Annotated in this window: 22 protein-coding genes and 1 pseudogene; 11 read left to right on the top strand and 12 right to left on the bottom strand. The window is 72.7% G+C overall.

Annotated elements, in window-relative coordinates; translation table 11 throughout:
- Positions 1-38: 38 nt before the first annotated feature.
- Together ACQUQD_RS33300 and ACQUQD_RS33295 are read right to left on the bottom strand one after the other, a co-directional pair.
- Positions 39-1,568: an MFS transporter gene (locus ACQUQD_RS33300; protein WP_428955890.1), complete on the bottom strand. Its 1,530-nt coding sequence runs from the start codon at positions 1,566-1,568 to the stop codon at positions 39-41.
- Positions 1,565-2,116 (bottom strand): TetR/AcrR family transcriptional regulator, encoded by a 552-nt coding sequence (locus ACQUQD_RS33295; protein WP_428955889.1) that lies wholly within the window; start codon positions 2,114-2,116, stop codon positions 1,565-1,567. Before ACQUQD_RS33295 ends, ACQUQD_RS33300 begins: the two co-directional genes overlap by 4 nt.
- A gap of 125 nt (positions 2,117-2,241) precedes the next feature.
- Between ACQUQD_RS33295 and ACQUQD_RS33290 the strand changes: the two genes are divergently transcribed.
- Positions 2,242-2,511 (top strand): hypothetical protein, encoded by a 270-nt coding sequence (locus tag ACQUQD_RS33290; RefSeq protein ID WP_428955888.1) that lies wholly within the window; start codon positions 2,242-2,244, stop codon positions 2,509-2,511.
- 96 nt (positions 2,512-2,607) lie between these two features.
- Here ACQUQD_RS33290 and argH read toward each other — a convergent pair whose 3' ends face one another.
- Positions 2,608-4,035, bottom strand: coding sequence for an argininosuccinate lyase (gene argH / locus ACQUQD_RS33285; RefSeq protein ID WP_428955887.1), 1,428 nt, complete (start codon positions 4,033-4,035; stop codon positions 2,608-2,610).
- A gap of 251 nt (positions 4,036-4,286) precedes the next feature.
- Between argH and ACQUQD_RS33280 the strand changes: the two genes are divergently transcribed.
- The 6 genes from ACQUQD_RS33280 to ACQUQD_RS33255 all read left to right on the top strand — a co-directional run bounded on the left by ACQUQD_RS33280 (position 4,287) and on the right by ACQUQD_RS33255 (position 10,304).
- A complete protein-coding gene (locus ACQUQD_RS33280; RefSeq protein ID WP_428955886.1) occupies positions 4,287-4,952 on the top strand; it encodes a L,D-transpeptidase family protein in 666 nt (221 codons plus the stop codon).
- 68 nt (positions 4,953-5,020) lie between these two features.
- Positions 5,021-6,019, top strand: coding sequence for a bile acid:sodium symporter family protein (locus ACQUQD_RS33275; protein WP_428955885.1), 999 nt, complete (start codon positions 5,021-5,023; stop codon positions 6,017-6,019).
- Between the two features lie 86 nt (positions 6,020-6,105).
- Positions 6,106-6,825, top strand: coding sequence for a GntR family transcriptional regulator (locus ACQUQD_RS33270; RefSeq protein WP_428955884.1), 720 nt, complete (start codon positions 6,106-6,108; stop codon positions 6,823-6,825).
- Positions 6,822-7,841: an ADP-ribosylglycohydrolase family protein gene (locus ACQUQD_RS33265; RefSeq protein WP_428955883.1), complete on the top strand. Its 1,020-nt coding sequence runs from the start codon at positions 6,822-6,824 to the stop codon at positions 7,839-7,841. Before ACQUQD_RS33270 ends, ACQUQD_RS33265 begins: the two co-directional genes overlap by 4 nt.
- 25 nt (positions 7,842-7,866) lie before the next feature.
- Positions 7,867-9,342: a purine-cytosine permease family protein gene (locus ACQUQD_RS33260; RefSeq protein ID WP_428955882.1), complete on the top strand. Its 1,476-nt coding sequence runs from the start codon at positions 7,867-7,869 to the stop codon at positions 9,340-9,342.
- Positions 9,339-10,304, top strand: coding sequence for a PfkB family carbohydrate kinase (locus tag ACQUQD_RS33255; RefSeq protein WP_428955881.1), 966 nt, complete (start codon positions 9,339-9,341; stop codon positions 10,302-10,304). The genes ACQUQD_RS33260 and ACQUQD_RS33255 overlap by 4 nt, the downstream gene beginning before the upstream one ends.
- Positions 10,305-10,413: 109 nt before the next feature.
- Here the strand turns inward: ACQUQD_RS33255 and ACQUQD_RS33250 are convergent, their stop codons facing one another.
- The 6 genes from ACQUQD_RS33250 to ACQUQD_RS33225 all read right to left on the bottom strand — a co-directional run bounded on the left by ACQUQD_RS33250 (position 10,414) and on the right by ACQUQD_RS33225 (position 15,991).
- Positions 10,414-10,977 carry an arginine repressor gene (locus ACQUQD_RS33250; RefSeq protein WP_428955880.1) on the bottom strand — a complete coding sequence of 188 codons (564 nt, stop codon included), beginning with the start codon at positions 10,975-10,977 and terminating at the stop codon, positions 10,414-10,416.
- A 17-nt stretch (positions 10,978-10,994) separates the two neighbouring features.
- On the bottom strand, positions 10,995-12,200 hold the full coding sequence (locus ACQUQD_RS33245) for an acetylornithine transaminase (RefSeq protein WP_428955879.1): 1,206 nt from the start codon (positions 12,198-12,200) through the stop codon (positions 10,995-10,997).
- On the bottom strand, positions 12,197-13,123 hold the full coding sequence (gene argB / locus ACQUQD_RS33240; protein ID WP_428955878.1) for an acetylglutamate kinase: 927 nt from the start codon (positions 13,121-13,123) through the stop codon (positions 12,197-12,199). The genes ACQUQD_RS33245 and argB overlap by 4 nt, the downstream gene beginning before the upstream one ends.
- Complete coding sequence (gene argJ / locus ACQUQD_RS33235) at positions 13,120-14,271, bottom strand: bifunctional glutamate N-acetyltransferase/amino-acid acetyltransferase ArgJ (protein ID WP_428955877.1); 1,152 nt, start codon at positions 14,269-14,271, stop codon at positions 13,120-13,122. Before argJ ends, argB begins: the two co-directional genes overlap by 4 nt.
- Before the next feature lie 88 nt (positions 14,272-14,359).
- Positions 14,360-15,388, bottom strand: coding sequence for an N-acetyl-gamma-glutamyl-phosphate reductase (argC, locus tag ACQUQD_RS33230; RefSeq protein WP_428955876.1), 1,029 nt, complete (start codon positions 15,386-15,388; stop codon positions 14,360-14,362).
- A 123-nt stretch (positions 15,389-15,511) separates the two neighbouring features.
- Positions 15,512-15,991, bottom strand: coding sequence for a hypothetical protein (locus ACQUQD_RS33225; protein WP_428955875.1), 480 nt, complete (start codon positions 15,989-15,991; stop codon positions 15,512-15,514).
- Positions 15,992-16,356: 365 nt separating this feature from the next.
- Between ACQUQD_RS33225 and ACQUQD_RS33220 the strand changes: the two genes are divergently transcribed.
- Complete coding sequence (locus tag ACQUQD_RS33220) at positions 16,357-17,349, top strand: aldo/keto reductase (protein ID WP_428955874.1); 993 nt, start codon at positions 16,357-16,359, stop codon at positions 17,347-17,349.
- A gap of 12 nt (positions 17,350-17,361) precedes the next feature.
- Positions 17,362-18,180, top strand: a complete 819-nt coding sequence (locus tag ACQUQD_RS33215; RefSeq protein ID WP_428955873.1) for a hypothetical protein — start codon at positions 17,362-17,364, stop codon at positions 18,178-18,180.
- A gap of 4 nt (positions 18,181-18,184) precedes the next feature.
- Here ACQUQD_RS33215 and ACQUQD_RS33210 read toward each other — a convergent pair.
- Positions 18,185-18,844, bottom strand: a pseudogene (locus tag ACQUQD_RS33210) (carbohydrate binding domain-containing protein); the annotation flags it as partial.
- A 130-nt stretch (positions 18,845-18,974) separates the two neighbouring features.
- Here ACQUQD_RS33210 and ACQUQD_RS33205 point away from each other — a divergent pair.
- Positions 18,975-19,445, top strand: coding sequence for a DUF6314 family protein (locus ACQUQD_RS33205; RefSeq protein ID WP_428955872.1), 471 nt, complete (start codon positions 18,975-18,977; stop codon positions 19,443-19,445).
- On the opposite strand, the gene ACQUQD_RS33200 is transcribed toward ACQUQD_RS33205, so the two are convergent.
- Both ACQUQD_RS33200 and ACQUQD_RS33195 read right to left on the bottom strand, forming a co-directional pair.
- On the bottom strand, positions 19,393-19,971 hold the full coding sequence (locus tag ACQUQD_RS33200; RefSeq protein ID WP_428955871.1) for a histidine phosphatase family protein: 579 nt from the start codon (positions 19,969-19,971) through the stop codon (positions 19,393-19,395). The two genes, ACQUQD_RS33205 and ACQUQD_RS33200, sit on opposite strands and share 53 nt — an antisense overlap.
- Before the next feature lie 82 nt (positions 19,972-20,053).
- Positions 20,054-21,535, bottom strand: coding sequence for a PLP-dependent aminotransferase family protein (locus ACQUQD_RS33195; RefSeq protein ID WP_428955870.1), 1,482 nt, complete (start codon positions 21,533-21,535; stop codon positions 20,054-20,056).
- Between ACQUQD_RS33195 and ACQUQD_RS33190 the strand changes: the two genes are divergently transcribed.
- Positions 21,489-22,436 carry a DMT family transporter gene (locus tag ACQUQD_RS33190; protein ID WP_428955869.1) on the top strand — a complete coding sequence of 316 codons (948 nt, stop codon included), beginning with the start codon at positions 21,489-21,491 and terminating at the stop codon, positions 22,434-22,436. The two genes, ACQUQD_RS33195 and ACQUQD_RS33190, sit on opposite strands and share 47 nt — an antisense overlap.
- Positions 22,437-22,505: the final 69 nt, after the last annotated feature.

Raw genomic sequence — 22,505 nt, 5'->3', positions numbered from 1 at the left:
CTCCGGCGACCGGGGCCCACGTGTTTCTCCTGCGGCGCTCAGTGCTCCAGGCGCTGCCCCCTGAGCAGGAACCAGGCGGCGACCGCCGTCACCAGCAGGACCGCCGCGCCGACGCCCGCCGCCACCTGAAGGCCGTCCACGAAGGCCGTCTGCGCCGAGGTCAGCAGTTCGTGCGCCTGCTGCGCGGGGAGGGCCGAGGACGATTCGACCGCGCCGCCCAGGGACTCGTGGGCGGCCGACGCCACGTCCGCGGGGGTGCCCGGCGGCGCCGTGAAGCCCGCGTAGACGCCCGTGACGATCGAGCCGAGCAGGGCGATGCCGAGGGCCGCGCCGAGTTCGTACGCCGTCTCGGAGACCGCCGACGCCGCGCCCGCCTGTTCCTTGGGCACGCTGGAGAGGATCACGTCCGCCGTGACCGTGAACGAGAAGCCGGCGCCGACCCCGACGACCAGCAGCACCCCGCCGAGCAGCGGGTAGCCCGTGCTCTGGCTCAGCGTCGTGAGGGCGGCCAGGGCGAGGCCCACGGCCGCGAGGCCGCCGGCGACGACGGAGCGCACCGAGAAGCGGCGCGCCACCACTCCCGCGATCAGACCGGCCGCCACCGCGCCGACAGCGGCGGGCAGTTCGGCCAGGCCCGCCTCGAACGGGCGCCGCCCCTGCACCAGTTGAAGGAACTGGGACAGGAAGAAGACCAGTCCGGACAGGCCGAGGATGGTGAGGAGGTCGGCGAGGACCGCGCCGGAGAAGCCGCGGTTGCGGAACAGGCGCATGTCCAACAGCGGTGAGTCCAGCGTGAGCTGGCGGCGGACGAACCAGGTGAGCGCCGCCGCGCCGATGACAGCCGACACCGCCACGTCCCAGCGGAAGCCGTGCGCCGCCGCCTCCTTCACCGCGTAGACGACAGCGATCATGCCGACCAGGGACAGCACGACACTGACCAGGTCCCAGGGACCGGGGACCGGGTTCTTCGACTCGGGGATGAGCTTGATGCCGACCACGACGAGGACCGCCATGACGGGCAGGTTGATGAGGAAGACCGAGCCCCACCAGAAGTGTTCGAGCAGGAAGCCGCCGACGACCGGGCCGACCGCCGCGCCCGCCGAGGCCATGGCGCCCCAGATGCCGACGGCGAGGGAACGCTCGCGCGGGTCGTGGAAGATGTTGCGGATCAGGGCCAGGGTCGACGGCATGAGGGTCGCGCCCGCGACGCCCAGCAGGGCGCGCGCCAGGATCATCAACTCCGGTGTCGTGGCGTACGCGTTGAGGACCGAGACCGCGCCGAACGCGACGGCGCCCACCAGCAGCAGCTTCTTGCGGCCGATGCGGTCGCCGAGGCTGCCCATGGAGACGAGGAGTCCGGCGATGACGAAGGAGTAGACGTCGCCGATCCACAGCAGCTGGGTGCCGGAGGGCTTCAGGTCCTCGCTGATGTACGGGGTCGCGAGGCCGAGGACCGTCGCGTCCACGGCGACGAGCAGCACCGCGAGCACGAGGACGCAGAGGGCGAGCCACCGTCCGGGCCTCGACACCACCTCCGCCGCGGATGTGCGCTGCTTCGTGCTGGTCATGGTTCCACGCTCCGTCGTGCGCCGCCGAGCAGCAGCTCGGCGATCATGAATGAGAAGTCCTTCGCCGCCACGCGGCCGTCCATGACGGCCCAGGCGCCGCTGCCGATGAGGCCGTACAGCGCCTCGGTCAGCCACACGGGGGTCAGATCGATCCGGAACTCGCCGGTTTCCTGGCCGCGCCGGAACAGCGCCGCGATCCGGGCGTCGAGGTGGGCCCAGCCCGCGTGCTGCTCGTCGCCCTCGAAGAGCTGGTTCTCGGTGACGAGGAAGGCGAGCAGCGGGGCCGCGCCCTCGATCTCGGCGATGAGGCGGCGCAGCGCGTCCTCGGCCCGGTCCTCGTCGAGGCGGGCCCGGTCGAGCGCCGCCTCGCACTCCTGGATGCCGAGGTCCTCCAGGGCGCGGACGAGGGCGTCGCGGCCGGCGAAGTGCCGGTGCAGGGTGGCGCGGCTGATGCCCGCGGCCCGGGCGACCTCGTCCGTGGTGGCCGTGGACTTGCGGGTGAGCAGGGCCGCGGCGCTGCGCAGTACCTGTTCGCGATCGAAGGACATGAGACGAGAGTAGCGCAGATGAGACACGATTGTCTCATTCACAGGGTGTCCGTAACCCCGGTGGCCGGTTCGCTCACCCAGTGTTACGACTGTCGGTACGTTCAGGTCTTCCGGGAGGTAGAGACATGGGGTGCTGCATCTTCGCGGCGATGGCGGCGATCGGGCCCCGCGTCGCGCTCGTCATCACCTGGCTGTTCACGAACCTCGTGGACCGGGCCTTCACCGGCCTCCTGCTGCCGCTGGCCGGTCTGGTCCTGCTGCCGTGGACGACCCTGGGCTACGTCTTCGCGTACGCCCCGGTCGTCGGGGTGCGCGGCATCGGATGGGTCGTGGTGCTGTGCGGGCTGCTGCTCGACCTGTCCAGCTACGGGGGCGGGGCGCGGGCCCGCCGCTGAGAGCCGGTGGCGGTACGACGCGGGGCCCGGTCCGTCCACCGATGGACGAACCGGGCCCCGCGTCGTGCGCGCCGGCGCTGCTTCCTGGCGTCGGCGCTACTTCTTGGCGTCGGCCCAGCCCCGCTGCACCGCCAGGTCCTGCTTGACCTCGGCGAGCTGGACGGCGACCGCGCTGGGCGCGGTGCCGCCGCGGCCGGAGCGGGAGGCCAGGGCCCCCGGCACGTTGAGGACCGTGCGCACCTCGGGCGTGAGGTGCTCGGAGATCTTCGCGAACTGGTCGTCGGTCAGCTCGTCGAGTTCCTTGCCCTCGGCCTCGGCGACCTTCACGCACTCGCCCGCGACCTCGTGCGCGACACGGAACGGCACGCCCTGCTTGACCAGCCACTCGGCGATGTCCGTGGCGAGCGAGAAGCCGGCCGGGGCCAGCTCCTCCATGCGCTCGCGGTGGACGGTGAGCGTGGCCATCATGCCAGTGAAGGCGGGCAGCAGGATCTCCAGCTGGTCGCAGGAGTCGAAGACCGGCTCCTTGTCCTCCTGCAGGTCGCGGTTGTACGCGAGCGGGAGGGCCTTGAGGGTCGCCATCAGGCCCGTGAGGTTGCCGATGAGGCGGCCGGACTTGCCGCGCGCCAGCTCGGCGATGTCCGGGTTCTTCTTCTGCGGCATGATCGACGAGCCGGTCGAGAAGGCGTCGTGGAGGGTGACGAAGGAGAACTCCTTCGTGTTCCACAGGATGATCTCCTCGGCGATCCGGGAGATGTTCACGCCGATCATCGCGGTGATGAAGGCGAACTCGGCGACGAAGTCGCGCGAGGCGGTGCCGTCGATGGAATTGGCGACCGAGCCGTGCTCGAAGCCGAGGTCCGTCGCGACCGCCTCGGGGTCGAGGCCGAGCGAGGAGCCGGCCAGGGCGCCCGAGCCGTACGGCGAGACGGCCGTGCGCGCGTCCCACTGCCGCAGCCGCTCGGCGTCCCGGGCCAGCGGCTGGACGTGCGCGAGGACATGGTGGGCGAACAGCACCGGCTGGGCGTGCTGGAGGTGGGTGCGGCCGGGCATCGCGACGTCCGGGTGCGCCTCGGCGAGGCCGACGAGGGCCTCCTGCAGGTCGGCGATCAGGCCCCCGATGATCCGGGCGTGGTCGCGCAGGTACATCCGGAAGAGCGTCGCCACCTGGTCGTTGCGGGAGCGGCCCGCGCGCAGCTTGCCCCCGAGGTCGGGGCCGAGCCGCTCGAGCAGGCCGCGCTCCAGGGCGGTGTGCACGTCCTCGTCGGCGACGGTGCCGACGAACGAGCCGTCCGCGACGTCGGCCTCCAGCTGGTCGAGCCCGGCGATCATGCGGGTGAGCTCGTCGTCGGTGAGCAGGCCGGCCTTGGTGAGCACGCGCGCGTGGGCGCGGGAGCCCGCGATGTCGTACGGCGCCAGACGCCAGTCGAAGTGGACGGAGGCGGAGAGTTTCGCCAGGGCCTCGGCGGGGCCGTCGGCGAACCGGCCGCCCCAGAGGCGGACATCGCCGGTGTTGCTGCTCACGTGCTCTGCTCCTCATGCCGGTTGATGTGCGACCACATTCGCGGACCACAGTATCGGTATGCATGATTATGCAGAGGCATGCATGAATCGTCAATCCCGCCGGGCACGGCAAGGAACACGCCGGGTTCAGCCTGGACGGGTCACCGGGGCTGCCACCACCGCTCCCGCCCGCTACGTTCTCACCCATGCGCCTTCTATGCCGTTTAGGGCTTCTTCGTACCGGAATCGTCACCTCCGCCGCTTTCCTCGGCATGCTCGGCGCCGCTCCGCCCGGCGGCGCCGCCGCCACTGTGCTGCCCGCCCGCATGGCGGACACGGGCGGCGGCAGTCAGCTGGTCACCGCCGAGGCGCCGCGGACGGCCTCGACGCGCGGCACCGTCACCTGGTGGGACCGGCGGGCCGACGGCCGCTGGGTGAAGGCCGGTTCGGCGCCCGCGCGGTTCGGCGCGAAGGGGCTCGTCGAGGGCGCCCGGCGCAAGCAGGGCACGAACACGACGCCCACCGGCCTGTACGACCTGCCGTTCGCGTTCGGCAACGCGGCGGCGCCCGGCGGCACTTCGGTGACGTACCGCCGGGTGCACAACGACTCCTGGTGGTGCCAGGACAACGACGCGCGCGCCTACAACCGCTGGACCGAGCCGCGCCCGCGCGACTGCCGCGCGTCCGAGTCCGAGCACCTCGCCGACTACCGCACGCAGTACGCGCACGCGCTCGTCATCGGCTTCAACTACCACCGGCCGGTGCGCGGCCGCGGCGCCGGCATCTTCCTGCACGTCAACGGGCAGGGGGCGACGGCCGGTTGCGTGTCCGTACCGAAGGACGCGATGCGGCGGATCCTGGCGTGGGCGCGGCCGGGGCGGGCGCCGCACATGGCGATCGGGACGGCGGGCGGGGCGACGGCGATCACCAGGTACTGATACGCGTGTAGCGACCATATATCGAGACGCGGTTGCACCCGCGCACGACGACGGCGTTGCATCGCCCGGTGCACAGCGAAACCGAACAGACGAACCCCAGTTCCCCCGAGAGCCCCGCCGCGGCGAGCGGGTCCGCCGACCGGGCGGCCCGGCTCGCGGTCACGGTGTTCCCCGTCCTCGTGCTCGTCGCGGGCGGGCTGGGGCTCGCCACCCCGGACACCTTCGCCGGATGGGGCACCAACGTGCCGTATCTGCTGGGCGTCGTGATGTTCTGCATGGGCCTGACCATGACCCTCGGCGACTTCAAGGGCGTCGCACAGCGCCCGTGGGCCGTGGGGCTCGGGCTCGTCGCGCACTACGTGATCATGCCGGGGCTCGGCTGGCTCATCGCCCACGCGCTCGGCCTGTCCCCGCAGTTGGCGGCCGGCGTCATTCTCGTCGGCTGCGCGCCCAGCGGTACCGCATCCAATGTCGTGACCTACCTGGCACGCGGCGACGTCGCCCTGTCCGTCTCCGTCGCCACGGTCTCCACCGTGCTCGCGCCGCTGATCACCCCGCCACTGACGCTGCTGCTCGCGGGCGCCTATCTGCCGGTGGACGCGGGGTCGATGATGACGGACATCCTCAAGACCGTGCTGCTGCCGGTGCTGGCGGGCCTGGTCGTGCGCCTGGTGCTCGGCCGCTACGTGGACCGGGTGCTCGGCGTGCTGCCGTGGCTGTCCGCGCTGACCATCGCCGTGATCGTGGCGGTGGTGGTGGCGGGCAGCGCCGAGGCCATCAAGTCGGCGGCCCTGCTGGTGCTGCTGGCCGTGGTGCTGCACAACGGGCTCGGACTCGCGCTCGGGTACGGAGCCGGCAAGGTCGCGCGGCTCGGGGCGCCCGCGTCGCGCGCGATGGCGTTCGAGGTCGGCATGCAGAACTCGGGCCTCGCCGCCTCACTGGCCACGGCCCACTTCAGCCCGCTGGCCGCGCTGCCCGCCGCGGTGTTCTCGGTGTGGCACAACGTGTCCGGCGCGCTGGTCGCGGCCTGGATGTCGTACCGGGCCAGGGTCGCGGACAAGGACTGAGCCCCGCCAGGAGACGTACGGAAGCCGGCCAAGTCGACACTGGACAGGTGTAGACAGGTCGGCTTCTTCGTGGCTACCTTCTAGACATGCCTGGACAGGTTCACAAGCATCACCGCGTCGCCCATGTGCTGGCGGAGGAGATCCGTACGGGCGTGCACGCCGACGGCAGCAAACTGCCCGGCGAGCACGCGCTGCGGGAGCGGTTCGGGGTCAGCCGGACGACCGTGCGGCAGGCCCTCGGCGTGCTCGGCGAGCAGGGGCTCATCGAGACGCACGCCGGGATCGGCTCGATCGTCACCTTCGACGGCGCTCCGCTCGACCAGCGCCTCGGCTGGACCCGGGCGCTCGCCGCCCAGGGCACCGAGCTGACCACGCACACGCTGCGTTTCGAGCGGATACGCGACACCGCCCTCGCCGCCGAACTCGGCCTGGAGCAGGTCGAGTTCATCGCGCTGGACCGCGTGCGCCGACTGCCCGACGGGCACGGTGTCTCGCTGGAGTTCAGCCGGGTGCCCGCCGTCGGACCGCTGGCCGATCTCGTCGAGCGTGGCCTCGACGGCGGCTCCCTGAGCCGCACGCTCACCGCGGCCGGCCGGATTCCGGACTCCGGCGACGCGCACATCGCCGTCACCGGGCTCGAAGCGGCCGACGCCGCGGCCCTGCGCCGCTCCCCCGGCGAGCCCTTCCTCCGTGTCGCCCAGGTGTTCCGCGACGCGGACGGGGGCGTGGTCGAGCAGGTGACGAGCCTGCTGGACCCGTCCCGATTCCAACTGCACGTCCGTTCCGGCCGAGGAGGCCACCCGTGAGCACCACCCCTGATCCCGCCCTCGCCGACCGCGCCGCGGGCGCCTTCTACGGCCTCGCGCTCGGCGACGCGCTCGGCATGCCGACCCAGGTCATGTCCCGCGCCGACGTCGTCCGGGTCTACGGCACGCTGAACGGCTTCGAGCCCGCGGGGCCCGACAACCCGGTCAGCGCGGGCATGCCCGCCGGGTCCGTCACGGACGACACGGACCAGGCCGTCATCGTGGCGCGGCTGATCGTGGAGGGCGGCGGGCACGTCGACCCGCTGCGGTTCGCCGGGGAACTCCTCGCCTGGGAGAAGGAGATGAAGGCCAAGGGGTCGTTCGACCTGCTCGGCCCCTCGACCAAGGCGGCGCTGGACGCCGTGGCCCGGGGCACCGACCCCAAGGAGGCCGGCAAGTACGGCACCACGAACGGTGCCGCGATGCGGGTCACCCCCGTCGGCATCGCCTTCTCCTACGCCGCCGACGACCCGGACCCGTTCCTCGACCGGGTCGTCGAGTCCTGCCAGGTCACGCACGACACGACGGTGGGCATCGCGGGCGCGGCGGCGGTCGCCGCGGCCGTCTCCACCGGAGTCGCGGGCGGCTCCCTCGACGACGCCTTCGACGCGGCGATCGCCGCGTCGGCGGCCGGCGCCCGGCGCGGCCACTGGATCGCGGGCGCCAGCATCTCGGCGCGGATCGGCTGGGCGCGCGAGCTGGTCGCCGGGCTCGACGAGGCCACGGCGCTCGACCGGATCGACGCGCTCGTCGGTACCAGCGTGGCCGGCCAGGAGTCCGTCCCCGCGGCGTTCGCGGTGCTCGCGCTGACCGGCGGCGACCCGTGGCGCTCGGCGCTGCTCGCGGCGAACCTCGGCGGCGACAGCGACACGATCGGCGCGATCGCGGGCGCGATCGCCGGTTCCGTGCGCGGTCTGGGCGCGCTGCCCGCCACCGCCGTACGGACGCTGCGCGAGGTCAACCAGCTCGAACTGGAGCCGTTGACACGCCAGTTGCTCACCTTCCGCACAGCCTGACCCACCCTGCTAAGGAGGTTCCGCGATGGCCGCTTCAACGAAGAACGACCGCGTCGGCACCGTGGAGACCCGAGGGATCGAACCGGTCCCCGACAGCGAGCGGCACGGCCACGCGAGCCAGATGTTCTGGACGTGGTTCGCCGCCAACATCTCGATCCTCGGGCTGCCGCTCGGTGCGACGCTGGTCGCCTTCCGCGGCCTGAACATCTGGCAGGCCGTGCTCGTCGCGGTCGTCGGCTCGGTCGGTTCGTTCGCCCTGGTCGGCGCGCTCAGCCTGGCGGGCAGGAAGGGGGGTGCGCCCGCGCTGACCCTGTCGCGCGCGGTGTTCGGGCAGCGCGGCAATCACGGGCCCACCCTGGTGACCTGGCTGAGCCGGGTCGGCTGGGAGACCATCACCACGACCACGGCGGCGTACGCGCTGCTGGCCCTGCTCGACACGGTCCTCGGGGTCGGCAGAGGCACCGTCCTCACCCTGGTCTGCCTGCTGGTCTTCATCGTCTGCACGCTGCTGATCAGCGGGCTCGGACACGCCACGATCATGTGGATCAACAAGTGGGCGACCGTGCTCTTCGGTGTCCTGAACCTGGTCGTGATGGGCTTTCTCGTCGCGACCGTGGACTGGTCGAAGGTCCTGGACACCCCGGCGGGCCCGGTCAGCGGCGTCGTCGCGGGCATCGGCTTCATCGCGGCGGGCACCGGCATCGGCTGGGCCAACGCCGGTGCGGACTACGCCCGTTACCTGCCGCGGGCGATCCCCGGCGGGCGGCTCGTGCGGGCCTCCGCGTTCGGCGCGGGCATCCCGCTGGTGCTGCTGATCTCGCTCGGCTCGCTGCTCACGGCGGGCGACCCGTCCCTCGCGACCTCGGCCGACCCGGTCTCGGCGATCAACGCGATGCTGCCGTCGTGGATGGCGGTGCCGTATCTGATCGCGGCGTTCGGCGGACTTCTGATGTCCAATCATCTGTCGACGTACTCGGCCGGGTTGACGATGATCACGCTCGGCCTGCGGGTGCCGCGGGCGTGGGCGGTGTGCGTGGACGTCGTCCTGATGTTCCTCGGCGGGGTCTACTTCATGCTGATCGCGGACGACTTCTACGGCCCGTTCAGTACCTTCCTGACGCTGCTGGCCGTGCCGATCTCGGCGTGGATCGGGGTGATCGCCGTCGACATGCTGCGGGGGCGGGATTACGACCCGGCGGGGCTGATGAACACGGGGCGGGGCGGCCGGTACTGGTACCGCGGCGGCTTCCATCTGCCCGCCGTCGTCGCCTGGGTGGCCGCGATCGTGGCCGGGCTGCTGTTCACGAAGGCCGCGACGAGCGCGGACGACGTGTGGTTCGAGGGGCCGCTCGCCGGGTCGTGGCTCGGTGCGAACGGTCTCGGCTGGCTCGTCGCGATCGTCGTCGGCGGTGCGCTGTACGCGCTGCTCGGACGCCGCACGCCGGTGACGGCCGACTCCCCCGCACCTGATCCCGTAACCCTGAAGGAGGCCACCCGATGACCGCCGACTCCCGTGTCGTGCTCGCCGGGAACGTCATCGCCGACCTGGTCATCGACGTGCCCGCGCTGCCGGAGCGCGGCGGCGACGTCATCGGCACCCGCACCGCGCTGTACGCGGGCGGCGGCTTCAACACCTTGACGGCCGCCCGGCGGCTCGGCGCCGAGGCCGTGTACGCGGGCCTGCACGGCACCGGCCCCTACGGAGAGCTGGTGCGGGCCTCCCTCGCGACGGAGGGCATCGAGACGCTGCTCCCGGTACGGATCGACGGTGACACGGGGTTCTGTGTGGCGCTGGTCGACGGGGGCGGCGAGCGGACGTTCGTGACGAGCTTCGGGGTCGATGCGCGGATGACGCCGGAGGAGGCGGCGGGCATCGCCGGGGCCGTGCGCGGCGGCGACCTCGTGCAGGTCTCCGGTTACGGCCTGGTGATGGAGGTCAACGGGCCGCTGCTGTCCGCGCTGGTCGCGGGCCTCGCCGACGACGTACGGGTCTGCTTCGACCCGGCGCCGCTGGTGTCCGACATCCCGGCCGAGGTGCTGGACCCGGTGCTCGCTCGTACGGACTGGCTGAGCTGCAACGCGCGGGAGGCCCGGCTGATGTCCGGGGTGGCCGAGCCGCGGGAGGCGGCGCTCGCGCTGCGCGGGCGGCTGCGGGACGGGGCGGGGGTGCTGGTGCGGGCCGACAAGGACGGCTGCTGGGTGGCTCCGCCGGGGTCGCAGGACGTGGTGCACGTCGCCGGGTTCGCCGTGGACGCGGTCGACAGCAATGGGGCCGGGGACGCGCATGTCGGGGCGTTCTTGGCGCTGTTGGGGCGGGGGGTTTCAGCGGTCGATGCGGCTCGGGGGGCGAATGCGGCTGCGGCTCTGGCGGTTACTCGGCGGGGGCCCGCGACGGGGCCGACCCGGAGTGAGCTCGCGGCGTTCGTCGGGCCCGAACTGGCGGGTGTACTGGGCCTGCCGTGAAGCGCCCCCGGCGCGGGAGTTCAGGTCTCGGGGCTCTGCCCCGGACCCCGCTCCTCAATCGCCGGAGGGGCTTGAATGTGCCGGACTGGCTTGAAGTGCTGGCCAGGGTTCAGTGGTCGTTCTGGGCCAGGCGCAGGAGGTGTTCCGCCAGGGCCTGGCCGCCGGCCGGGTCGCGGCTGATCAGCATCAGGGTGTCGTCGCCGGCGATCGTGCCGAGGATGACGTGGAGTTCGGCCTGGTCGATGGCCGAGGCGAGGAACTGGGCCGCGCCCGGTGGCGTACGGAGCACGACGAGGTTCGCCGACGCCTCCGCGGAGATGAGCAGCTCACCGGCGAGGCGGCGCATGCGCTCCTCCTTCGCCGACTCGCCGAGCGGGGCCTGCGGGGTGCGGAAGCCGCCCTCGCTGGGCACGGCGTAGATCAGCTCGCCGCCGGTGTTGCGGATCTTGACCGCGCCCAGCTCGTCCAGGTCGCGGGAGAGCGTGGCCTGGGTGACGTTCAGTCCGTCGTCGGCGAGCAGCTTCGCCAGCTGGCTCTGCGAGCGCACCGGTTGCCGGTTGAGGATGTCCACGATCCGGCGGTGCCGCGCGGTGCGCGTCTGCGGCACGGCAGGGCCGTGCGCGCCGTTCGCGCTCTGCTCACCGTTCTCGGCGTGCTCCGCTTTGCTACTCATCGTCGTCGTCCCATTCCTCAGGATCGTCCTTCCCCGTCGGCCGCGGCCGTGTCCAAGGCGGCGGGCAGCGCCGCGAGGAACGTGTCCGCTTCGGCGTCGGTCAGGTTGAGCGGCGGCATCAGCCGGACGACGTCGGGTGCGGGCGCGTTCACCAGGAGGCCCGCGTCCTGGGCCGCCTGCTGCACCTGAGGTGCGCGCGGCCCGGTGAGCACGATACCCAGCAGGAGGCCCGCGCCCCGGACATGGCTGACCAGCGGGTGGCCGAGTGATTCGATTCCGGCCGTGAGCTTGGCGCTGATGCTCTTGGTGTTCTGCAGCAGGTCCTCGGCCGTGATGGTGTCGAGGACGGCGAGTCCGGCGGCGCAGGCGACGGGGTTGCCGCCGAACGTCGTGCCGTGCTGTCCCGGCTTCAGCAGCTTCGCCGCCTCGCCGAACGCGACGGTCGCGCCGAGCGGCAGGCCGCCGCCCAGGCCCTTGGCGAGGGTGACGACGTCCGGCTCGATGCCTTCGTCGGCCTGGTAGGCGAACCAGTGGCCGGTCCTGCCGACGCCGGTCTGCACCTCGTCGAGGACGAGGAGGGTGCCGGTGGCGCGGGTGATCTCGCGGGCCGCCTTGAGGTAGCTCGGGGGCGGCACGACCACGCCGTTCTCGCCCTGGATGGGCTCGATGATGACGAAGGCCGTCTCCTCGGTGACCGCGGCCCGGAGTGCGTCCACATCGCCGTACGGGACGTGCGTGACGTCGCCGGGCAGCGGGGTGAAGCCGTCCTGCTTGCCGGGCTGGCCGGTCAGGGCGAGGGCGCCCATCGTCCGGCCGTGGAAGCCGCCGGTCGTGGCGACCATGTGGCGGCGTCCGGTGAGCCGGCCGATCTTGAAGGCGCCTTCGTTGGCCTCGGCGCCGGAGTTGCAGAAGTAGACGGCGCCGTCCCGGCCGAAGAGCTGGAGCAGCCGCTCGGCGAGCGCGACGGGCGGCTCGGCGATGAACAGGTTCGAGACGTGGCCGAGGGAGGCGATCTGGGAGCTGACCGCTTCGACGATCGCGGGGTGGGCGTGGCCCAGCGCGTTGACCGCGATGCCGCCGACGAAGTCGAGGTACTCGGTGCCGTCGGAGTCCCACAGCCTGGCGCCGGCGCCCTTGGCCAGGGGCAGGCGCGGGGTGCCGTAGTTGTTCATCAGGGCGTCCTGCCAGCGCTGGGTGAGCCCCTGGTTCGCGGTGCCGGTCATGATGCGTCCCCCTGTTCCCCGTGGTGCTCCGCATCGGGCACGACCATCGTGCCGATGCCTTCGTCGGTGAAGATCTCCAGCAGGATCGAGTGCTGGACGCGGCCGTCGATGACGCGGGCCGTGTGCACGCCGTTGCGCACGGCGTACAGGCAGCCCTCCATCTTCGGGACCATGCCGCTCGCCAGCTCCGGGAGCAGCTTCTCGAGTTCGGTGGCGGTGAGCCGGCTGATGACCTCGTCGGAGTGGGGCCAGTCCTCGTAGAGGCCCTCGACGTCGGTCAGGACCATCAGCGTCTCGGCGTCCAGCGCAGCAGCGAGTGCCGCAGCCGCCGTATCAGCATTGACGTTGTAGACATGGTGGTCGTCCTGGGAGCGGGCGATCGAGGAGACGACCGGGATGCGGCCGTCGGCGAGCAGGGCCTCGATGGCGCCGGTGTCGATCTCGGTGATCTCGCCGACGCGGCCGATGTCGACCAACTCGCCCTCGATGCGGGGCTGGTGCTTGGTGGCGGTGATGGTGTGGGCGTCCTCGCCGGTGAGGCCGACGGCGAGCGGGCCGTGCTGGTTGAGCAGCCCGACGAGCTCGCGCTGCACCTGTCCGGCGAGCACCATCCGTACGACGTCCATGGCGTCCTCGGTGGTGACCCGCAGGCCGGCCTTGAACTCGCTGACGATGCCGTGCCGGTCGAGTGCCTTGCTGATCTGCGGGCCGCCGCCGTGCACGACGACCGGCTTGAGTCCGGCGTGGTGCAGGAAGACGACGTCCTGGGCGAAGGCGGCCTTGAGCTCCTCGTCGACCATGGCGTTCCCGCCGAACTTGATGACGACGGTCTTGCCGTGGTGGCGGGTCAGCCAGGGCAGCGCCTCGATGAGGGTCTGGGCCTTGGGGAGCGCGGTGTGCTTCCGCGCGGCGGGCTGGCTCATGACGAGTACGCGCTGTTCTCGTGGACGTAGTCGGCGGTCAGGTCGTTCGTCCAGATCGTCGCCGTCTCGGCGCCCGCGGCGAGGTCGGCGGTGACGACGACCTCCCGGTAGCGCATGTCGACCTGGTCACGGTCCTCGCCGACGCCGCCGTTCTTGCAGACCCAGACGCCGTTGATGGCGACGTTCAGCCGGTCGGGCTCGAAGGCGGCCCGGGTGGTGCCGATGGCGGACAGGACTCGGCCCCAGTTGGGGTCCTCGCCGTGGATGGCGCACTTGAGGAGGTTGTTGCGGGCGATGGAGCGGCCCACCTCGACGGCGTCGTCCTCGCTCGCGGCGTTGATGACCTCGACCTTGATGTCCTTGCTGGCGCCCTCGGCGTCGCCGATGAGCTGGCGTCCGAGGTCATCGCAGACGACGCGCACGGCGTTCGCGAACTCGACGTACTCCGGGGCGACTTCGGAGGCGCCGGAGGCGAGGAGGAGCACGGTGTCGTTGGTGGACATGCAGCCGTCGGAGTCGACCCGGTCGAAGGTGAGGCGGGTGGCGTCGCGCAGCGCCTTGTCCAGCACCTCGCTGTCGAGGTCGGCGTCCGTGGTGAGGACGACGAGCATGGTGGCGAGGCCAGGGGCGAGCATGCCCGCGCCCTTCGCCATGCCGCCGACCGTCCAGCCGTCGCCCTCGTACACGGCGGTCTTGTGCACGGTGTCGGTGGTCTTGATGGCGATGGCGGCCTTCTCGCCGCCGTGCTCGGAGAGCTGACCGGCCGCGGTCTCCACGCCCGGGATCAGCTTGTCCATGGGGAGCAGGACACCGATGAGGCCGGTGGACGCGACGGCGACCTCGCCCGCGTTCAGGCCGAGGACCTCGGCGGCCTTCTCGGCGGTGGCGTGCGTGTCCTGGAAGCCCTTGGGTCCCGTACAGGCGTTGGCGCCACCGGAGTTGAGGACGACGGCGGAGACGAGTCCGCCCTTGAGGACCTGCTCGGACCAGAGGACCGGGGCGGCCTTGACGCGGTTGGAGGTGAAGACGCCCGCGGCGGCCAGGCGGGGGCCGCGGTTGACCACGAGGGCCAGGTCCGGGTTCCCGCTCTCCTTGATTCCGGCGGTGATGCCCGCGGCCTGGAATCCCTTGGCTGCCGTCACACTCACTGTGTCTCCTTGTTCGCTTCTCCGCCCGTGCAGCGCAGCGGTGCGGCCATCGTCGTCGTCTGCTGCCCGGCGGCCGCACGTGCGTCGCTCACGGCGCGACTCCGATCGTCGAGAGCCCGGTGGTCTCGTCGAGACCCAGGGCGATGTTCATGGACTGCAGGGCGCCGCCGGCGGTGCCCTTGGTGAGGTTGTCGATGGCGCTGATGACGATGACGCGGCCGGCCGCCTCGTCGTACGCGACCTGGATCTGCACGGCGTTCGACCCGTACACGGAGGCCGTGGCGGGCCACTGCCCCTCGGGCAGCAGCTCCACGAACGGCTCGTCGGCGAACGCCTTCTCGTACGCGGCCCGTACGCCCTCTGCGGTGACGCCGTCCTTGGCCTTGGCGCTGCACGTGGCGAGGATGCCGCGCGGCATGGGCGCGAGCGTCGGCGTGAAGGAGACGGAGACCCGCTCCCCCGCGGCGGCGCTGAGGTTCTGGATCATCTCGGGGGTGTGCCGGTGGCCGCCGCCGACGCCGTACGGCGACATGTTGCCCATGACCTCGCTGCCGAGCAGGTGCGGCTTGGCGGCCTTGCCCGCACCGGAGGTGCCGGACGCGGCGACGACGACGGCCTCGCTCTCCACGAGCCCCGCGGCGTACGCCGGGAAGAGGGCGAGGGAGACGGCGGTCGGGTAGCAGCCGGGCACCGCGATGCGCCTGGTCCCCGCCAGCGCGGCGCGGCCGCCCGGGAGTTCGGGAAGGCCGTAGGGCCAGGTGCCGGCGTGCGGGCTGCCGTAGAACTTCTCCCAGTCCCCCGCGTCCTGGAGCCGGAAGTCCGCGCCCATGTCGACGACGAGGACGTCGGGGCCGAGCTGCTCGGCGACGGCGGCGGACTGCCCGTGGGGCAGCGCGAGGAAGACGACGTCGTGCCCGGCGAGCACCTCGAGGGTGGTCTCCTGGAGGACGCGGTCGGCGAGCGGGCGCAGGTGGGGCTGGAGCGCACCGAGCCGCTGCCCCGCGTTCGAGTTGCCCGTCAGGGCGCCGATCTCCACCTCGGGGTGGGCGAGCAGCAGGCGCAGCACTTCGCCGCCCGCGTATCCACTCGCTCCCGCCACTGCTGCGCGTACCGCCATGGAACCCTCCTCTTGGATGGCATGACTATACGTCGCGATGCACGTTTATGCAATCGAATGCTCTGGTCGCCGGCCCTCCGTGTGACGTGCTCCCGCAGCGCCACCCCAGTGGCCCGCACTGCCTCACATGACGGACAGGCTCCATGCCCCTGCCGAGCGCACCTGGTAGTAGCCGCGGCCCGGCCACTGGAACGCGTGCTCGCCGGCACGTCCCTCGGCCACCGTCACCCGGTGGGCCATACGGTCGTCCAGGGCCTCCAGCTGGATCAGGCTCGGCCCGGCGTAGTGCAGGACGCCCGGGCCCGGTCCTCCTCGGTAGTGCACGACGTCCGATCCGGTTCCGTGGATGTCGTCGTGGAACCTCGGGACCTCTCGCAGCGGGGCCGCGGTCGCTGTCCACGCTTCCCGGTCGCCTTCGGCGAACACACGGAAGGCGACGGCCCTGCTCTCCTCCGGCAGCGGTACCCGGGCGGTGACGGGGGTGCCGTCACCGGACAGCCGGTACAGGCGTGAGGAGCGTCCCTTCTTGCCTTCGAAGCGCAGGTGGACGCGCGTCCGTCCGTCGGTCGAGAAGACCATCACGGCCGGGCGGTACGGCGGCATTCTCAGCTGATGGATCTGCTCACCGTTTCCCCCCTTCCCGCTGACCTGCGGCTCGGGGGTACGCCTCTGGGGCGTCGGGCGCGGCTGAACCCGGACGCGTCCGTCCGGGCCCGACTGTCCCGGAGCGATCGGGCGCGGGTTCTGCGCCAGACGGATCTCGTCCTCGATCGCGGCGAGCGCAGGCTCCCGGTGCCCCCGCCATGGCCACAGTCCGCGGAGTCCCCTGCTCGCCCCTCTGCCCATGCGCGCCATCATGCCGCACGGCCCGGCCGCCGCAGCGGCTGATCGCGTGCTTGACTTCGAGCGCACTCCAAGTCCTAGCGTCGATCCCGTCCACACCGGCCCCCCGCAAGGAGGCAGTACTCGTGACAGGCCTTCCCACCCGCCGCCTCGGCTCGCTCCCGGTCTCCGCGCAGGGCCTGGGCTGCATGGGCATGAGCCACGGCTACGGCGCGTCCGACGACGCGCAGTCCATCGACACTCTTCACGCCGCGCTCGACCTGGGCGTCACCCTGCTCGACACGTCCGACTTCTACGGCTCCGGGCACAACGAGGAGCTGATCGGCCGGGCCCTCGCGGCGCCCGGTCGGCGTGAACAGGCGGTGCTGGCGACGAAGTTCGGCTTCACGAACCGGCTGGGCGAAGCGACCGGGATCCGGGGCGACGCGGCGTACGTGCGCCAGGCGTGCGAGGCGTCGCTGCGTCGGCTCGGCGTCGACCACATCGACCTGTACTACGTGCACCGCGTGGACCGCGGCGTGCCGATCGAGGAGACCGTGGGCGCGCTCGCCGAGCTGGTGCGGGAGGGCAAGGTCCGCCACCTCGGGCTGTCGGAGGCGGGCGCGGGGACCCTGCGCCGGGCGCACGCCGTGCATCCGATCGCGGCGCTGCAGAGCGAGTACTCGCTGTGGACCCGGGACGTTGAGGACGAAGTGCTGCCGGTGTGCCGGGAGTTGGGCATCGGGCTCGTGCCGTTCTCGCCGCTGGGCCGGGGCTTCCTCACGGGCCGGTACACGTCGACGGACGGTCTGCAGGAAGGGGATGTGCGCCGCAGTCAGCCGCGGTTCGCCGACGGGAACCTGGAGCGCAACCTCGCCATCGTCGCCCGCCTGGAGGAGCTCGCGGCCCGCAAGGGCGTCACGGCGGGCCAGTTGGCGCTGGCCTGGGTGCAGCACCAGGGCGGCGACGTGGTGCCGATCCCGGGGACGCGGCGTCGCACGTACCTGGAGGAGAACATCGCGGCCGCCACGCTGGAGCTGTCGGCGGACGACCTCGCGGCGATCGACGCGGCGGCGCCCGCGGACGCGGTGGCGGGGGCCCGCTACGACGAGCGCAGCATGCAGTTCGTGAACGGATAGGCGGACCGGCGGATGGCGGCAGTTGTCTGGCTGGGCGGGCCGCCCGGCGTCGGGAAGTCGACGGTCGCCGAGCGGCTGGCCCGGCGTCACGGGCTGCGGCGGTACCACGCGGACACCCGCACCTGGGCGCACCGCGACCGGGCGCTCGCCGCGGGCAGCACTGCGGCGGCCCGCTTCGAGTCGCTCCCGCCCGAGGACCGCTGGGCGGCGCCCGTGCCGGACCTGCTCGCGATGTCGCTGCACCACGAGCGGGGCCGGATGGCCGCGGACGATGTACGGGCCCTGCCCTCGGCCCCGCTGACCGTGGCCGAGGGCACGGTGATCACCCCGGGGACGGCCCGGCTGCTGCCGGGCCGGGCCGCGCTGTGGCTGCTGCCCACGCCGGAACTGCTCGAGAAGCGGCTCGCGGAGCGGGAGTTGGGCCCCGGCCCCCTGGCCCTGTACCGGCGTCTCGCGGAGGTCATCGGGGACGAGGTACGGGCCTGCGGCGCCCCGCACCTCGTCGTCGACAGCGGCACCGACCTCACCGCGGAGGTCGGCGCACGGTGGGCCGGCCTGCTGGCCGCCGGGCCGCACGCCGCCTCCCGCGAGGAACGCCGCGCCCTGCTCCGCGAGGCCAACGAGGCCGTCGTGGCGCAGTACACGGGGTACTTCGCCCGCCCGTGGTCGCGCGGCGACGTGGCATCGGCGGTGGCCCGGTTCTCCTGCGAGTGCGGGGACACCGGCTGCACGGACCACGTGGAGCGGGCGGTCACGGCGCTTTTGCCGGCTCCGCTCGTGGCGCCGGGGCACTCCGCGACCGCCGCCCGGCCCGGGGTCAGCCCTTCTTGATCCTGGTGTCGCGCGGGAAGAGGGACACCATGTCGAGCGCGGCGTCCCGGGCGGTGGAGACGGAGAGGCGGCCGGTGGTGCTGCCCCGGGTCGCGGTGAAGGTCGCTCTGTACTCGGTCCAGCCTCCCTTGGTCGCCACCCGCTGCGGCGCGGCCAGCGAACCGTCCGCGTCGGCCAGGGTGACGGTCAGCGTGGAGTCGGCGCGGGCCCACACCGAGAAGTCGTACGCGGCGCCCTTGCGGACGGTGATGCCGCTGCCGTAGCCGGAGTTGGTGACGGACGCGCCGGCTCCCAGGGAAAGGTAGGCGCGGTTGCGCGCGTCGAGCCGGCCGTCGTCGTCGGTGACCCGGGCCGTGCCGCTGGTCGCCCATGCGGTCAGCGGCGTGTACGCCGTGTTGTCGGCGGTCGCGTACTCGAAGGAGCGATTCTGCACGAGTTCGGCGTAGAGCCCGCCGTCGGCGGCGCGGTTGATGTCCTCGAAGAAGACGCCGTACATCGAGTCGTCGATGGTCGCGCCCGTGCGGCTCCGGTCGACGGTGACGGTGCAGTCGGTGACGTCGGCCGCGTCGGCGGCCGACGACGGCAGCACGGCGGTCCCGGCGAGCAGGGAGCCCACCGCGGCCCCGAGCCCGATGCTCCAGCGCCTGCGTCGTCCACGCGTCATGCGCATCCCCTTGTCCGTAGCCCTCGAGTTGTTCGAGATCTCGTACGGCGTCCTAAACTGCGAACGGCAAGATAGGAAGCGGCGGTACGCGCGTCAACGGTTCGCGCAGAGGTGTACGGGAGTGATGTGCGTGACGAGTGAATTCTGGCCGGTTTCCGACGTGTTGGCGTTCCTGGCCGGGAGCTGGCGGGTGGAGCGGACCGTGCGGGATCTTGCCGCCGACGCGACGGGTACGTTCACCGGCACCACGGAGTTCACGGCGGCGGACGGCGACGGGCTGCTGCACTTCGAGTCGGGCACGTTCGAGTGGCGCGGGGTGTCCCGCCCCGCCGAGCGCACCCTGCGCTATCTGCCCGGCGAGACGCACGGCACGGCCGTGGTCCGCTTCATGGACGGCCGCTTCTTCCACGGCCTGGATCTGCGCGGCGGCCACCACATCGCCGACCACCCCTGCTCGGCGGACCTCTACCGGGGCGAGTTCGAGGTGTACGACGCCGGTCGCTGGCGGACGGTGTGGCGGGTGCGGGGACCGGCGAAGGACCTGGTCCTCACGACGGACTACCGCCGAGCCGCAGACTCCAGCGGCCCGGATACCCGATGACGGTGGCCGTCGACAGCGGGCGCACATCGAGGTTCCAGTACGCCGACGGCGGCGCCTTCAGGGCGTAGACGACGGCGGCCCTCACCACCGACGGCTCGGCGATGGCGACCATCCGTGTCCCGTCGTCGGAAGGCCGCGTGTCCAGCCAGGAGCCGATCCGCGAGATGAAGCCGAGCAGCGGCTCCCCGCCGTGCGGCGCCGAGCGGGGATCGGCGAGCCAGTGGTCGACGGCGGCCGGTTCGACGGCCGCGACCTCGGCGAACGTATGTCCCCGCCAGCGGCCCATGTCGCAGTCCCGCAGGGCGGGCTGGGCCAGCGGGGCGAGTCCCAGGGCGTCGCCGGTGGCGCGGCTGCGCGGGGTCGGCGAGCAGTAGCGCAGTTCGGCGGCGGCGAGCTGCCCGAGTTCGGGCGCCGCGCGCCGCACCTCGTACCAGCCGGCCTCGTCGAGCGGCCGGTCGTCGTCGAACCGCTCCGCGAGCAGGGACGAGCTGCGCGCGGCGGCCAGGAGCGTGACGCTGAGCTGCATGCGCGTGATCGTGTAACTCGCCAGTAGCCCAGGTCAAGACCTCGCCCCGCGTCACCGCACATTCACAGCCTCGGCCCGGGTCTCAGCCGGGCGGCAGTTCATCGCAGGCCGCCCTGAGCCGGCGCACTCCCTCGGTGATCTCCGCCGTCCCGCCGACCGCCACGAAGCTGAGCCGGAGGTACGGGGCCGGCGGTTCGGCCGCGAAGTACGGACGGCCGGGGGCGACGGCGACACCCGCGCGCAGGGCGCCCGCGACGAGCCGGCGCTCGTCCGTGCCGTCGGGCAGCCGCGCCCACAGGTGGTAGCCGCCCACCGGGATGTGCGGCAGGGACAGCTCGGGCAACTGCGCGGTGAGGGCCGCCGCGAGGGCGTCCCTGCGGGTTCTCAACTCCCCCGACACCGTGCGCAGATGGCGCGGCCAGGCCGGTGAGCCGACCAGTTCGAGCGTGGCCTCCTGGAGGGGACGCGGCACGAAGAGATGGTCGACGACCTGGATGGCGCGCAGCCGCTCCAGGACCGGGCCGCGGGCGGCGAGGCATCCGATGCGCAGGCTCGGCGAGGTCGCCTTGGTGAGGGAGCAGACGTGCACGACGACGCCGTCGGGGTCGTCGGTGGCCAGCGGCCGGGGCAGCGGTCCCGCGTCGTCGTGCACGAGGCGGCGCACGAAGTCGTCCTCGACGACGAAGGCCCCGGCCTCACGGGCGATGCGCAGGACCTCGGGGCGCCGCTCGGCGCTGAGCACCGCGCCGGTCGGGTTCTGGAACAGCGGCTGGCACACGAACAGGCGGGCACCGGTCGCCCGGAAGGCCTGCGCGAGCAGCTCCGGGCGGACGCCGTCCCGGTCGACGGGCACCGGCACGGGGCGCAGTCCCGCGGCCCGCGCGATCGCCAGCATGCCGGGGTAGGTGGGCGATTCGACCAGGACGGGGGCGCCGGGCGGGGCGAGCGCGCGCAGCGCCGTGGCGAGCGCCGACTGGCCGCCGGACGTGATCAGCACCTCGGCGTCGGTGATCGCGCCGCCGATGCCGCGGGCGAACCAGGCGCGCAGTTCGGGCAGTCCGTCGACGGGCGGCCGGTCCCACGCGCCGGGGCGCCGGCCCGCGCGGGCGAGCGCGGCGGCCATCGCGCCCGTGGGCTGCAGGACCTGGTGCAGATAGCCGCCGTTGAACTCGATGACTCCGGGCGGGGACGCGGCCAGCGTCACCAGCACCCCCGAGGCGTCGACGGCGCGCGGCACCGGGTCGGTGGCGGCGTCGGCGCTCAGCGCGACCTCCTGCCAGGACGTGTCGCCCACGGGGGCGGCGGAGCGCGGCGTCGACCTGAAGGCGCCCGCACCGGGCCGGGTCACCACGAGCCCTTCCGCGGCGAGCTGGGCGAGCGCCCGCGACACGGTCACCGGGCTGACCCGGAACCGCTCCACGAGGGCCCGGCTCGACGGCAGCTTCTCACCATCTGAGTAGCGGTTCAGCTCTTCTCGTAGCTGTTTCGCCAGATCACCCACACTGCTACGCTCATGCATGAGGACAGAGAATAGCGCTACCGAACACAATGCGATAGCAGTCACCGAGCGGCCCGCCCCGGGCCCGACGCCGGTCGCGGCGCGCGTCCCGACCGCCCGCGGCACGGTTCTGGCCGCTCTCGGCGTCATCGCGTTCTCCCTCACCTTTCCCGCCACCGCCTGGGGCCTGGAAGGCTTCGGCGCCTGGTCCCTGGTGAGCGTGCGCAGCGTGCTCGCGGCCGTGATCGCGGGGGTGTGCCTGCTCGCCCTGCGCGTACCGGTCCCGGAGCGGCGGCACTGGACGGGGCTCGCGGTCGTCGGGGCCGGTGTGGTCCTGGGCTTTCCGATCCTGACCACGCTCGCCCTGCGGACGGCGACGACCGCGCACTCGGCGGTGGTGGTGGGCCTGTTGCCGCTGACCACCGCCGTGTTCTCCTCGCTGCGCACCGGGGCCCGACCCTCGCGCGCCTTCTGGATCGCGGCGTGCGCGGGCGCCGCGGCCGTGATCGCGTTCACGGTGCAGCAGAGCGGGGGCGCCCTCACCCGGGCCGACCTGTATCTCTTCGCGGCGCTGCTGATCTGCGCGGCCGGCTACACCGAGGGCGGCCGGCTCGCCGGGGTCATGCCCGGCTGGCAGGTCATCGCGTGGGCGCTGGTGCTGTGCCTGCCGGTCGCCGTGGCGGGCACGGCGGTCGCGCTCGGCCACGAGCCGGTGCGGCTGACCGGACACGCCCTCGCGGGCCTGCTGTGGGTGGCGGCGGGCTCGCAGTTCCTCGGCCTGGTCGTCTGGTACAAGGGCATGGGGCTGATCGGCATCCCCAAGGCGAGCCAACTCCAGCTCGCCCAGCCGCTGTTGACGCTCGTGTGGTCGGTGTTCCTGCTGGGCGAGTCGCTGCCCGTCGCGGCGCCGCTCACGGCGGTCGCGGTCCTCGTGTGCATCGCGGTCACCCAGCGGGCCCGCGGCTGAGCACCCCACTCGGGGTACCAACTCCCTTGCCCCGCCGTAGACTTGGCGCAACTCACGGGCACGGCGAGG

This window comes from Streptomyces sp. cg35, assembly GCF_050410835.1.
In the GTDB taxonomy this organism is placed as follows: Bacteria; Actinomycetota; Actinomycetes; order Streptomycetales; family Streptomycetaceae; genus Streptomyces.
This window is presented reverse-complemented; position numbering and strand designations above follow the sequence as displayed.